General features: G+C 62.7%; 13 protein-coding genes. 6 read left to right on the top strand and 7 right to left on the bottom strand.

What is annotated here, in order from left to right; translation table 11 throughout:
* A complete protein-coding gene (locus tag NL123_RS27260) occupies window positions 1–1,344 on the bottom strand; it encodes a 3-oxoacyl-ACP reductase (RefSeq protein WP_248485947.1) in 1,344 nt (447 codons plus the stop codon).
* Between the two features lie 105 nt (window positions 1,345–1,449).
* On the opposite strand from NL123_RS27260, the gene NL123_RS27255 reads away from it, so the two are divergent.
* Window positions 1,450–2,727: an acetyl-CoA C-acetyltransferase gene (locus NL123_RS27255; protein WP_494356707.1), complete on the top strand. Its 1,278-nt coding sequence runs from the start codon at window positions 1,450–1,452 to the stop codon at window positions 2,725–2,727.
* A gap of 124 nt (window positions 2,728–2,851) precedes the next feature.
* On the top strand, window positions 2,852–3,751 hold the full coding sequence (locus tag NL123_RS27250) for a PA4780 family RIO1-like protein kinase (protein ID WP_014716761.1): 900 nt from the start codon (window positions 2,852–2,854) through the stop codon (window positions 3,749–3,751).
* Window positions 3,752–3,884: 133 nt separating this feature from the next.
* Here the strand turns inward: NL123_RS27250 and cueR are convergent, their stop codons facing one another.
* The 3 genes from cueR to NL123_RS27235 form a co-directional block, all read right to left on the bottom strand.
* The gene (cueR, locus tag NL123_RS27245) at window positions 3,885–4,286 is read right to left on the bottom strand and encodes a Cu(I)-responsive transcriptional regulator (RefSeq protein ID WP_058423616.1); all 402 of its coding nucleotides are present in this window, start codon (window positions 4,284–4,286) and stop codon (window positions 3,885–3,887) included.
* A complete protein-coding gene (locus NL123_RS27240) occupies window positions 4,283–6,484 on the bottom strand; it encodes a heavy metal translocating P-type ATPase (RefSeq protein WP_494356706.1) in 2,202 nt (733 codons plus the stop codon). The genes cueR and NL123_RS27240 overlap by 4 nt, the downstream gene beginning before the upstream one ends.
* Before the next feature lie 127 nt (window positions 6,485–6,611).
* Window positions 6,612–6,992 (bottom strand): hypothetical protein, encoded by a 381-nt coding sequence (locus NL123_RS27235; protein WP_058423618.1) that lies wholly within the window; start codon window positions 6,990–6,992, stop codon window positions 6,612–6,614.
* 147 nt (window positions 6,993–7,139) lie between these two features.
* Here NL123_RS27235 and NL123_RS27230 point away from each other — a divergent pair, with 147 nt between their 5' ends.
* Window positions 7,140–7,337 carry a heavy-metal-associated domain-containing protein gene (locus tag NL123_RS27230; RefSeq protein ID WP_248485950.1) on the top strand — a complete coding sequence of 66 codons (198 nt, stop codon included), beginning with the start codon at window positions 7,140–7,142 and terminating at the stop codon, window positions 7,335–7,337.
* Between the two features lie 85 nt (window positions 7,338–7,422).
* Window positions 7,423–8,616 (top strand): Bcr/CflA family multidrug efflux MFS transporter, encoded by a 1,194-nt coding sequence (locus tag NL123_RS27225; RefSeq protein WP_248485951.1) that lies wholly within the window; start codon window positions 7,423–7,425, stop codon window positions 8,614–8,616.
* Between the two features lie 8 nt (window positions 8,617–8,624).
* Here NL123_RS27225 and NL123_RS27220 read toward each other — a convergent pair whose 3' ends face one another.
* From NL123_RS27220 to NL123_RS27210, 3 genes are all read right to left on the bottom strand, one after another.
* Window positions 8,625–8,807, bottom strand: a complete 183-nt coding sequence (locus tag NL123_RS27220) for a hypothetical protein (protein WP_494356705.1) — start codon at window positions 8,805–8,807, stop codon at window positions 8,625–8,627.
* A gap of 145 nt (window positions 8,808–8,952) precedes the next feature.
* Window positions 8,953–9,966: a zinc-binding alcohol dehydrogenase family protein gene (locus NL123_RS27215; RefSeq protein WP_248485952.1), complete on the bottom strand. Its 1,014-nt coding sequence runs from the start codon at window positions 9,964–9,966 to the stop codon at window positions 8,953–8,955.
* A gap of 26 nt (window positions 9,967–9,992) precedes the next feature.
* Complete coding sequence (locus NL123_RS27210; protein WP_248485953.1) at window positions 9,993–10,286, bottom strand: putative quinol monooxygenase; 294 nt, start codon at window positions 10,284–10,286, stop codon at window positions 9,993–9,995.
* Between the two features lie 118 nt (window positions 10,287–10,404).
* Between NL123_RS27210 and vimR the strand changes: the two genes are divergently transcribed.
* Complete coding sequence (gene vimR / locus NL123_RS27205) at window positions 10,405–11,331, top strand: transcription regulator VimR (protein ID WP_248485954.1); 927 nt, start codon at window positions 10,405–10,407, stop codon at window positions 11,329–11,331.
* A gap of 137 nt (window positions 11,332–11,468) precedes the next feature.
* Window positions 11,469–12,164 carry an ArsR/SmtB family transcription factor gene (locus tag NL123_RS27200; protein WP_248485955.1) on the top strand — a complete coding sequence of 232 codons (696 nt, stop codon included), beginning with the start codon at window positions 11,469–11,471 and terminating at the stop codon, window positions 12,162–12,164.
* The last annotated feature ends 7 nt before the right edge of the window (window positions 12,165–12,171 follow it).

Below are 12,171 nucleotides of genomic sequence, written 5' to 3'. Positions count from 1 at the left end.
TCACGCTCCCAACAGACTTTGCCCACACACCCGCAACGCTTGCCCGCTGATCGCACCGGAGCCCGGTTGGCCCAGCCAGGCCACCGCTTCGGCGACATCCTGCGGCAGGCCGCCCTGGCCCAGCGAACTCATGCGTCGCCCGGCCTCGCGCAAGGCGAACGGGATATGCGCGGTCATCTGGGTTTCGATAAACCCCGGCGCCACGGCATTGATACTGATGCCGCGCGCCTTGAGCAGCGGCGCCCAGGCCTGTGCGAGGCCGATCAAGCCGGCCTTGCTCGCCGCGTAGTTGGTTTGCCCACGGTTGCCGGCGATGCCGCTGATCGACGCCAGCAGCACCACGCGGGCGTTGTCATGCAGGGTGCCGCTGTCGAGCAGCGCCTTGGTCAGTACCTGCGGCGCATTGAGGTTGACGGCCAGCACCGCGTCCCAGTATTCCGGGGTCATGTTCGCCAGGGTTTTGTCACGGGTGATACCCGCGTTGTGCACCAGGATATCCAGGCCATCGGGCAGGTGTTCGATCAATTGGGTGGCGGCGTCTTCGGCGCAGATATCCAGCGCCACGGTGCGTGCACCCAGGCGTGCGGCCAGGGCATCGAGGTCGGCCTTGGCCTGGGGCACGTCGAGCAGGATCACCTCGGCGCCGTCGCGGGCGAGGGTTTCGGCGATGGATGCGCCAATGCCACGGGCGGCACCGGTGACCAGCGCCTTGCGCCCGGCCAGGGGCCGTGTCCAATCTTCGACCGGCGTGGCGCAGGCCTCCAGGCGGATCACCTGGCCGGAGATATAGGCGCTTTTCGGCGAGAGGAAGAAACGCAGGGCGCCTTCCAACTGGTCTTCGGCACCGTCGCCGACATACAGCAATTGCAGCACCCCGCCGTTGCGCAGCTCTTTGGCCAGCGAGCGGCTGAAGCCTTCCAGGGCGCGCTGGGCACTGGCAGCGAACGGATCGCCGAGGTTTTCCGGCGCACGGCCGAGGATCACCAGGTGCGCACTGTTATCCAGGTTTTTCAGTAGCGGTTGGAAGAACTCGCGCAATTGCTTGAGCTGATCGGTGTGTTGCAAGTCGCTGGCGTCGAACACTACGGCCTTGAGCTTGGGGCCGTGGCCGGGGATCCACGTCGACGTCTCTGCGCCGTAGGTGTAGATCGCGTCGGTGAGCTTGTTGGCGAACGCCTGCACCTTGCTGACCAGTGCACCGCCGCCCAGCAGCAATGCGCCTTCCACCGGGCGCAGGCGCCCGGCTTGCCAGCGTTCCAGGCGTACCGGCGACGGCAGGCCAATGGCGGCGACCAGACGATGGCCGAGGCTTGAGTTGGCGAAGTCGATATAACGGTCAGACATGGAACGCTCTCCGAAGGCTGGGGTTCAAAGGGTTGACCATCCCAGGGTAGCAGTCGTTCGACTAGGCTCAGTAATCCAGCCCACAACAGACAGAGGGAGCTTTCCATGACTCAATTGCGCCGTGTAGCGATCATTGGCGGTAATCGCATTCCTTTCGCGCGCTCCAATGGCCCTTATGCCACGGCGAGCAACCAGGCAATGTTGACCGCGGCCCTCGAAGGCCTGATCGAACGCTACAACCTGCACGGCCTGCGCCTGGGCGAAGTGGCTGCCGGCGCGGTGCTCAAGCATTCGCGGGATTTCAACCTGACCCGCGAATGTGTGCTCGGCTCACGCCTGTCCCCGCAAACCCCGGCCTATGACATTCAACAGGCCTGCGGCACCGGCCTGGAAGCGGCGTTGCTGGTGGCCAACAAGATTGCCCTGGGCCAGATCGAATGCGGGATTGCCGGTGGGGTCGACACCACCTCCGACGCGCCGATCGGCGTGAACGAAGGGCTGCGCAAGATTTTGCTGCAAGCCAACCGCAGCAAGTCCATGGCGGATAAATTAAAAGTCCTGTTACAACTTCGTCCCCATCACCTCAAGCCGGAACTGCCGCGCAACGGCGAACCGCGTACCGGTTTGTCCATGGGGCAACATTGTGAATTGATGGCGCAGACCTGGCAGATTCCCCGCGCCGAGCAGGACCAGTTGGCCCTGGAAAGCCATCAGAAAATGGCCGCTGCTTACGCCGAGGGCTGGCACAACGATCTGCTCACGCCGTTCCTGGGCCTGACCCGTGACAACAACCTGCGCCCCGACCTGACCCTGGAAAAACTCGCCGCCCTCAAGCCTGCCTTCGAACGCAGCGCAAAGGGCACGCTCACTGCCGGCAACTCCACGCCGCTCACCGATGGCGCATCGCTGGTGCTCTTGGGCAGTGAAGCGTGGGCCAGGGAGCGCGGCTTGCCGATCCTCGCGTACCTGCGCGATGGCGAAGCGGCAGCGGTGGACTTCGTCAACGGTGCCGAAGGCCTGCTGATGGCGCCGGTTTATGCGGTACCGCGCTTGCTGGCGAGGAATGGTCTGACGCTGCAGGACTTCGATTACTACGAGATCCACGAAGCCTTCGCTGCCCAAGTGTTGTGCACGCTCAAGGCCTGGGAAGATGCGGACTACTGCAAGACGCGCCTGGGACTTGACGCCCCCTTGGGCTCCATCGACCGTAGCCGCTTGAACGTTAAAGGCAGTTCCCTGGCCGCCGGTCATCCGTTTGCCGCCACCGGTGGGCGTATCGTCGCCAATCTGGCCAAGCTGCTGGACGCGGCGGGCCAGGGGCGTGGGCTGATTTCGATCTGCGCGGCGGGCGGTCAGGGTGTTACGGCGATCATTGAGCGCTGAAACTGGCATATTGGATGCATTCTTAAGTGATCAACGGTCGGTAGCCTCTCCCACCGGCGAGCTGATTGCCGTATAACGAGTGCCATACGCGTATTTGGTAATAAAGGACCCACAATAAAAGCTGATGAAGACTCCTAAACGCATTGAACCCCTGATCGAAGACGGTCTGGTCGACGAAGTGCTGCGCCCACTCATGAGTGGTAAAGAAGCAGCTGTTTATGTGGTGCGCTGCGGCAACGAATTGCGTTGCGCCAAGGTTTACAAGGAGGCGAACAAACGAAGTTTTCGTCAAGCGTCCGAATACCAGGAAGGCCGTAAGGTCCGTAACAGCCGGCAGGCGCGGGCCATGGCCAAGGGCTCCAAGTTCGGCAAGAAAGAAACCGAAGATGCCTGGCAGAACGCCGAAGTAGCGGCGTTGTTCCGCCTGGCCGGTGCGGGCGTTCGCGTGCCCCAGCCGTTCGACTTCCTCGAAGGCGTGCTGCTGATGGAGCTGGTGGCCGACGAGTACGGCGATGCGGCGCCGCGTCTGAACGACGTGGTGTTGGAGCCGGACCAGGCGCGCGAATACCACGCCTTCCTGATTTCCCAGATCGTGCTGATGCTGTGTACCGGCCTGGTGCACGGTGACCTGTCCGAGTTCAACGTACTGCTCACGCCAACCGGCCCGGTGATTATCGACCTGCCCCAGGCGGTGGATGCGGCGGGCAACAACCACGCGTTCAGCATGCTGGAGCGTGATGTGGGCAACATGGCTTCCTATTTCGGGCGTTTTGCCCCGGAATTGAAGAAGACCAAGTACGCCAAGGAAATGTGGGCGCTGTATGAAGCCGGCACCCTGCACCCGGCCAGCGTCTTGACCGGCGAGTTCGACGAGCCGGAAGAACTGGCGGACGTCGGCGGTGTGATTCGCGAGATCGAAGCGGCGCGGCTGGATGAAGAGCGTCGCCAGGCGATTCGCGCGGCGGACGATGCGCCGCCGAGCAAGGTGCCGGACGAACCGCCGCCGCCGCCGTGGATGCAGTGATTTCCAGATAACTGGAAATCACAATGTGGGAGGGGGCTTGCCCCCGATTGCAGTGGGTCAGCTACAGATAAGCCGGCTGATCCACCGCTATCGGGGGCAAGCCCCCTCCCACATTGGATTTTTGTACATTCGGTCAGGCGCAGCAGCTTCCGGACGCCAACTCCTTGAGAATCGGACAATCCGGCCGGTGATCGCCTTGGCAGTGCTCCACCAGGTCCTGCAAGGTATCGCGCAACTGCCCCAGCTCCAGGATCTTCTGGTTCAACTCATCGATATGCTGGCGCGCCAAGGCTTTTACATCGGCGCTGGCCCGTTGGCGGTCCTGCCACAGGGTCAGCAGCTTGCCGACTTCCTCCAATGAAAACCCCAGGTCGCGCGAGCGTTTGATAAACGCCAGGGTGTGCAAGTCATCCGCGCCGTACACGCGATAGCCGCTGTCGGTACGGTGGGCGGCCTTGAGCAGGCCGATGGATTCGTAGTAACGAATCATCTTGGCGCTGAGCCCGCTCTGACGGGCGGCTTGGCCGATGTTCATGGGCGTTGATCCTCCAAATCCTTGGGTTTCCAAGTCTTCAACAGTAAGGCATTGCTGACCACGCTGACACTCGACAAGGCCATCGCGGCACCGGCCAATACCGGGTTGAGCAGGCCGAATGCGGCCAGCGGAATGCCGATCAGGTTGTACACAAAGGCCCAGAACAGGTTCTGACGGATCTTGGCGTAGGTCTTGCGGCTGATCTCCAGTGCGGCCGGCACCAGGCGCGGGTCGCCGCGCATCAGGGTGATACCGGCCGCGTGCATGGCCACGTCGGTGCCACCACCCATGGCGATGCCGATATCGGCGGCGGCCAGGGCCGGGGCGTCGTTGATGCCGTCGCCGACCATGGCCACCACGCCGGTTTTTTTCAGCTCGGCGACAGTAGCGGCTTTGTCGGCGGGCAGCACCTCGGCGTGCACATCCTCTATGCCCAAGGCCTCGGCGACCACGCGGGCGCTGCCGCGATTATCGCCAGTGAGTAAATGACTGCTGATGTGCTGGGCCTTGAGTTGCTGTACCGCCTCCAGCGCGCCGGGCTTGAGCGTATCGCCAAAAGCGAACAGCCCCAGCACTCGCGGTTGGGCGCCTTGCGCGATCAGCCAGGACAAGGTGCGACCTTCGGCCTCCCAGGCTTTGGCCGAGTCGGCCAGGCCCCCCGCGTTCAAACCGTTTTCTTCAAGCAGGCGGCGATTGCCCAGGGCCAACTGCTGGCCATTCAGCGTGCCAGCGATGCCGCGGCCGGTCAGCGATTGGCTGGCCGTCACATCGGCTACCTCCAACCCTTGCTCGCTACAGGCATCCAGTACGGCTTTGGCCAAAGGGTGTTCACTGCCGCGTTGCAGCGCGCCGGCGTGTTGCAGCAGGAGCGCTTCATTGCCATCCACGGCTGCCAGATGAGCGATCTTTGGCGCGCCGGAGGTGAGGGTGCCGGTCTTGTCGAAGACCACGGCGCTCACTTCATGGGCGCGCTCCAAGGCTTCGGCGTCCTTGATCAGGATGCCGTGGCGGGCGGCAACCCCGGTGCCGGCCATGATCGCAGTCGGTGTGGCCAGGCCCAAGGCACAGGGGCAGGCGATCACCAGCACGGCGACGGCATTGATGATCGCGGTCTCCAGTGACGCGCCGTACAACCACCAGCCCACCAGGGTGATCAATGCCAGTACCAGCACGGCCGGGACAAACACCTGGCTGACTTTGTCCACCAGCTTCTGGATCGGTGCCTTGGCGGCCTGGGCGTCTTCCACCAGGCGAATGATCCGCGCCAGCACGCTTTCGGCGCCGAGGGCCAGGGTGCGTACCAGCAGGCGGCCTTCACCGTTGATGGCGCCACCGGTGACTTTGTCGCCAGGTTGCTTGGGCACCGGCAGGCTTTCGCCGCTGATCAAGGCTTCGTCGGCGTGGCTTTGGCCTTCGACCACTTCACCGTCCACCGGGAAGCGCTCGCCGGGTTTTACCAGCACCAGGTCATTGAGTTTCAACGCGTTGATGGCGACATCTTCTTCACGGCCGTCGAGCACTCGAATCGCCCGCTCGGGGCGCAGGGCTTCCAGGGCGCGGATGGCGCTGGCGGTCTGGCGCTTGGCGCGGCTCTCCAGGTATTTACCCAACAGCACCAGGGCGATCACCACCGCCGACGCTTCGAAGTACAGGTGCGGCGCCATGCCCGGGTGAGCGGTGAGCCATTCGTAAATACTCAGGCCGTATCCGGCGCTGGTGCCGATGGCGACCAGCAGGTCCATATTGCCGGCACCAGCCCGCACGGCTTTCCAGGCGGCGATATAAAAGCGTGCGCCGAAGATGAATTGCACCGGCGTGGCCAGGGCGAACTGCGCCCAGGCCGGCAGCATCCAATGCACGCCAAAGGGCTCCACCAGCATCGGCAACACCAACGGCAGTGCCAGTAGGATCGCCAGCAGCAGCGCCCACCGCTCGCGGAGCAGGCGCCGGGCCTGATCGGCATCGGTGGCGGTTTCGCTTTGGGGCAGGGTGGCGGTGTAGCCGGCTTTGTCGACGGCAGCGATCAGCACGCCGGGGTCCATCTGGCCGAGCACTTCAACATGGGCGCGTTCGTTGGCCAGGTTGACGCTGACGCTTTGCACCCCCGGCACCTTGCCCAGCGCGCGCTCGACCCGGCCGGCACAGCTGGCGCAGGTCATGCCACTGATGGGCAGGTCAAAGGTGGTGGATCCATTCATGGGGCAGTCCTCCAGGAGAAGTTGCCCCTAGCATCAACCTTGACCTGTGGGGAAGGTCAAGCGCGATCGTTCCCACGCTCGGCGTGGGAATGCATCCAGTGACGCTCTGCGTCACGATTCTTTTTGCTCAGTATTCCAATGCGGCGGGTTTCAGATACATCCCGTCCGGCCCTTGGGCAATGCGCAACTTGCGCACATCACCGACCTTCAGCGTGATGTTCTGCGCAGGCGGCGCTAGCAGGCCCGGTAGGCAACCCGGGGCCTGGCCCGGCAACAGCTTCAAGCGCAGGGACAGGTTGCCCGCCGGCAGGTTGAACGAAGTGGCCTGCTCCTGGAACAGCCGGCCCGCCAACTGGTCATTCAGGTACAGACCGATCTCGCAGTTGGTCGGCACTTCCAGGCGTTCCCGGGAAATGATCAGCACCGCATAGTCTTCTGCGGCGAGGGCTTGGGGCGCTGCGGCCGACAGGCTCATCAGGCCGGCAAGGGCAAAAAACGACCAGCGCATGGCGAATGCTCCGTGGTTTAAATCGACGATGAGTGAAGCTTGGCCTTTGAAGCGGCCAAATACCAGCCCGGCAGACATTTGCGGAACTTGACCTTGCCATCGTGGCAAGGTCGAGACTGGGTCCAACCTCATCAAAGGAGTCATGTCATGCAAGTATTCAGCGTTGAAGGAATGACCTGCGGCCATTGCGTTCGAGCGGTGACCCAGGCAGTGCAGGGCCAGGACCCGGCGGCCAGCGTGAAGGTCGACCTGGCAGCAAAGGAAGTGGGCGTCGAAAGCCGCCTGTCTGCCGAGCAAGTGATCGAGGCGATCGCAGAAGAAGGCTATAGCGCCAAGCTTGCCTGAGGCGGAAAAATAGTTAGCGAGCTATCGTGTTCAATGTACCCAAGCGCGGCTAGACTATCGGGCTGCCGACTCACTTGGGTGCCCGATGAACCTCCGCATAATCCTGATCCTGGGTGCCTTGAGCGCCTTCGCGCCGCTGGCGATCGATTTTTACCTGCCGGGCTTCCCGGCCATGGCCAAGGCCTTCGCCACCGATGAAAAACACATCCAGCTGACCCTGGCGGTGTACTTCGGCGGCCTGGCCATCGGCCAATTGATCTACGGCCCGCTGGCGGACCGCTTCGGTCGGCGCGGCCCGCTGCTCAGCGGCGTCACCTTGTTCACCTTGGCCTCCTTCGCCTGCGCCTTTGCGCCGTCACTGGAATGGCTGATTGGCGCGCGTTTCGTGCAAGCCCTGGGCGGCTGCGCGGGCATGGTGATTTCCCGCGCCGTGGTCAGCGACAAATGCGATGCGGTGGGCTCGGCCAAAGTCTTTTCCCAACTGATGCTGGTCACTGGCCTGGCGCCGATCCTCGCACCGTTGGCCGGTGGGGTGATGGTGGGGCTGTGGGGCTGGCAGTCGATTTTCCTGGCGCTGTCGATATTCAGCGTGATGGCGGCCATCGCGGTCGCCGTCGGGCTGCCGGAAACCTTTCCGGCCCATCAGCCGCGCCAGCCGTTGTCCGGCTCGTTGCGTCGCTATGCGGCCTTGTTGTCGGACCGGGTCTACTTGGGCTACGCCCTCACCGGCGGTATCTCGATTGCCGGGATGTTTGCCTACATCGCCGGTTCACCTTTCGTGTTTATCCAACTTTACGGCGTGCCAGCCGAGCATTACGGCTGGCTGTTTGGCTCCAACGCTGCGGGATTTATCCTGGTGGCCCAGGTGAATGCGCGGCTGCTGTCCAAGCGCGGGCCGGCGTTTCTGCTGTCGCGCAGTGTGTGGGTCTACCTGCTGGCGGCGTTGACGTTGCTGGGCATCGCGGCGTTGCGCACCGATGCGCTGTGGCCATTGCTGGTGCCACTGTTTATCTGCATCGCCAGCCTGGGCTGCATTTTGCCCAATACCTCGGCCTGCGCCATGAGCGGGCAGGGCGCACGGGCCGGTAGCGCTTCGGCGTTGCTCGGCTGCATTCAGTTTGGCGTGGCCGCCGGCGCCGCTTCGTTGGTCGGCGTGTTGCACGACGGCACGGCGATGCCGATGGCCATGGTCATCAGCTTGTGCGGTGTATTGGCGGTGACGATTGCGATGTCGACCCAGCGCCTGCAACGCAAACGGGCCTTGCAGGCGCAGGTCTGAAGAGCGGGTCAGCCAGCGGCAGAACGTTGCTGGCTGATGGGAAAACGGTGGGGCGCCTGGATACGGGCTTGCAGGGTTTCGGCAAAGGCACGGGCCTCGGCCTCGGTGCGGAAGGTGAAGGCGTCCTGGTCGAGTCGCACCTGCCATTTATTGCCTGCGGATTTTGCTAACGCTTTTATCAGGATTTTCATTGCTGACTTCCTCACGTAAAAGAATCGTGGCAAAGGCGGCCAATATAAACCCGAATACGCTCACACATATGACAAAGATCAACTCTCTGACTAGCGGTGTCGTCCATTACTCACATGAATAATGGACGACACTGACAGCCTTTTTTCAGAACCCTTCCAGCACGATCTTGCCCTTGGCCTTGCCGCTTTCCAGCAGCGCATGGGCACGGCGCAGGTTGGCCGCATTGATCACGCCGAAGTGCTCGCCTACCGTGGTTTTCAGGGTGCCGGCGTCGATCAGCTCAGCCACGCGGTTGAGCAGGTTGTGTTGCTCGATCATGTCCGGCGTCTCGAACATCGAACGGGTGTACATGAACTCCCAGTGCAACGACAGGCTCTTGCGCTTGAGCTTGCTGACGTCCAGCGCCTTGGGATCGTCGATCAGCGCCAGCTTGCCCTGGGGTTGCAGCGCTTCCACCAGTTGGTCCAGGTGATGGTCGGTCTGGGTCAGGCTGGCGACGTGGGTCACGTGCGGGTGGCCGGCGGCTTTCAGCGCTTCGCTCAACGGTTGGCTGTGGTCGATCACCAGGTCGGCACCGAGGGCCGTGGTCCACGCCTGGGTTTCAGGGCGCGAAGCGGTGCCGATCACTTTCAGGGCAGTGAGCTGGCTGGCCAGTTGGGTCAGGATCGAACCCACACCACCGGCGGCACCGACAATCAGCAGGCTCTGGCCTTCATCCTGATTACCCTCACGCACTTGCAGGCGTTCGAACAGCAGCTCCCAGGCGGTGATCGCCGTCAGCGGCAGCGCGGCGGCTTCGGCAAAGCCCAGGCTTTTCGGCATATGGCCGACGATGCGCTCATCCACGGTGTGCAGTTCGCTGTTGCCACCCGGGCGCACCAGGGATCCCGCGTAGAACACCTTGTCACCGGCCTTGAACAGCGTCACGTCGCTGCCGACGGCCTTGACCACACCGGCCACATCCCAGCCCAGCACCTTGGCGGCGCCGTTTTCCGGGGCGACGTTCTGGCGCACCTTGGTGTCCACCGGGTTGACCGAGATGGCTTTTACTTCCACCAGCAGGTCACGCGGGCCGGCAACGGGGGCTGGCAACTCGATGTCTTGCAAGGCGTTTGGATCGTTGATTGGCAGTGAGGCGTAGTAGGCAATGGCTTTCATGGGGGCTCCAGAAAAAAGGGTGGCAATCAGGCGAGAAATTTCAGGCGCTTGAGTTCGAAGTGTTCGATCACATCAGCGGCCATGGCGCGAAAGCTCTGGATATGCGCGCTCTGGTCGTGGTCGGCGAGCGCCGCGTCGTCGCTCCAGCGTTCGAGCATGTAGAAGGTCTCGGGATGTTGCAGGTCCTGGTGCAGGTCGTACTGTTCGCAACCGGCTTCCAGGCGCGTGGGTTCCAGCAGGTCGCGCAGCAAGGGTTCCAGGGTGGCCTGTTGGCCGGGTTTGGCGATCAGCGTGGCAATGACGTTAAAGGCAGTGGACATATTCAACTCCAGACACGTGATGAACGGGATGCACAGATGATTGGCTATTTCCCGCGCAGATAAAAGCGGCTAAAACAGCAGGCTGTTTCAATGAAATTTTGATAATGAGCGGGAATGCATGCTGCGCTTTGATGATTTGCAATTGTTTGTACGGGCGGCGGACCTGGGGAGCCTGTCCGCCGCCGCACGGGTGATGGATTTGTCGCCCGCCGTGGCCAGCGCCGCGCTCAAGCGTATTGAGCAGCAACTGGGCACGCGCTTGCTGGCCCGCTCCACCCGCAGCTTGCGCCTGACCGCCGAAGGCGAGGGCTTCCTGGAATATGCCCGCGCAGCGCTGAGTTCGCTGGATGAAGGCCGCCGTTTATTGGCCAGCGGCCAGGACCATGTCAGCGGTGTGCTGCAGCTGTCGGCTCCGTCGGATTTTGGGCGTAACCAGTTGCTGCCGTGGCTGGATGAATTTCAGCGTGAGTACCCGCAACTCACCGTGCGCCTGCTGTTGGGCGATCGGATTGCCGATCTGTTTCGCCAGCCGGTGGATATTGCCCTGCGTTACGGTGAGCCCGAAGATTCGAGCCTTATCGCACTGCCCGTTGCGCCGGATAACGTACGGGTGCTGTGCGCCTCCCCCAGCTACCTCGCACGTCATGGTCAGCCTCGGCACCTGGAGCAGTTGGCCCAGCACAATTGCCTGCTCTATATGCTCGGCAGCCGGGTCCATGACCACTGGACCTTTCACGACGGTAAACGCGAGGTCAGCCTGACGGTGACCGGCGACCGCTTCAGTGACGATGCCGACGTGGTCCGCCGTTGGGCGGTGGCGGGTGTGGGGATTGCCTACAAATCCTGGCTGGATGTCAGCACCGATGTGCTCGCGGGACGCTTGCGCCTGATCCTGCCGGAGCTGCGCGGTGAGCGCACGCCGCTCAATCTACTGTGTGCCCATCGTGCGCAACTGAGCAAACCCATCAACCTGTTGCGGGAAATGCTCGTGTCTCGCTGTGCGACGTTGACCGCTCAATTGCCGGAGCGATTGAACGCGATGTAACGCCCTCCATCACAGCAGGAAATTTCATTCAGGTTCTGTCCCTATCCACGCTGTCAGACGCCGTGGAACCGGTGGTTTGCGCCCCTATACTTTGGCTCCCGCATCAGTAGAAAAATAAGCCAACAGGGAGTGAAAAGATGGAAGCAGCACCTTGCATCAGTCAGATCGCCAGCTTGCTTGCCGAGCCTAAACGAACCGCCATGCTGTGGGCCTTGATGGACGGTTCAGCCAAGTCGCCGGTAGAACTGGCGACGCTCGCCGGGTTGTCCGCGACCTCCGCCCATGCGCATTTGGCGCGACTGACCGCAGGCGGTTTGCTGCGTGTGGAAGCCAGGCGTGGCAAGCGCCTGTTTCGCGTGGCGGCGCCGGATGTCAGTGCCGCCATCGATGCCCTGGCCAGGACCACCATGGCCTGCGCAGCGCGCAGCGCGCCGGATGCTTTGCCGCCGACCCTGCTTGCTCCGCCGTCGTTACGTCATGCCCGTTTGTGCCATGGGCACCTTGGTGGCGAGTTGGGGGCGCAGTTATATCAACATCTGCTGGAAGCAGGCTGGATCGAGCGCTACGAACAGCGTACCGATGTCACGGTGAAGGGCGCGAAGCGCTTGGCAAAACTGGGGATTTTTACCCAGGCATTGGCATCGCCGCTGGTGTGCAGCTGCTTTGACTGGAGCCAGCAGCAGCCGCACCTGGGTGGTGCGTTGGGGACGGGGTTGTTGCAACTGTTTTTGCAGTCGAACTGGATCAGCGTGATCAATGAGTCCCAGGCCTTGCAGGTTCATGCCATCGGGCGACAGGAAATCACCCGATTGGCCGTGCCACCAAGGAGCTGACCGTGTA

This window comes from Pseudomonas sp. FBCC-B1565 (genome assembly GCF_059133265.1).
This window is presented reverse-complemented; position numbering and strand designations above follow the sequence as displayed.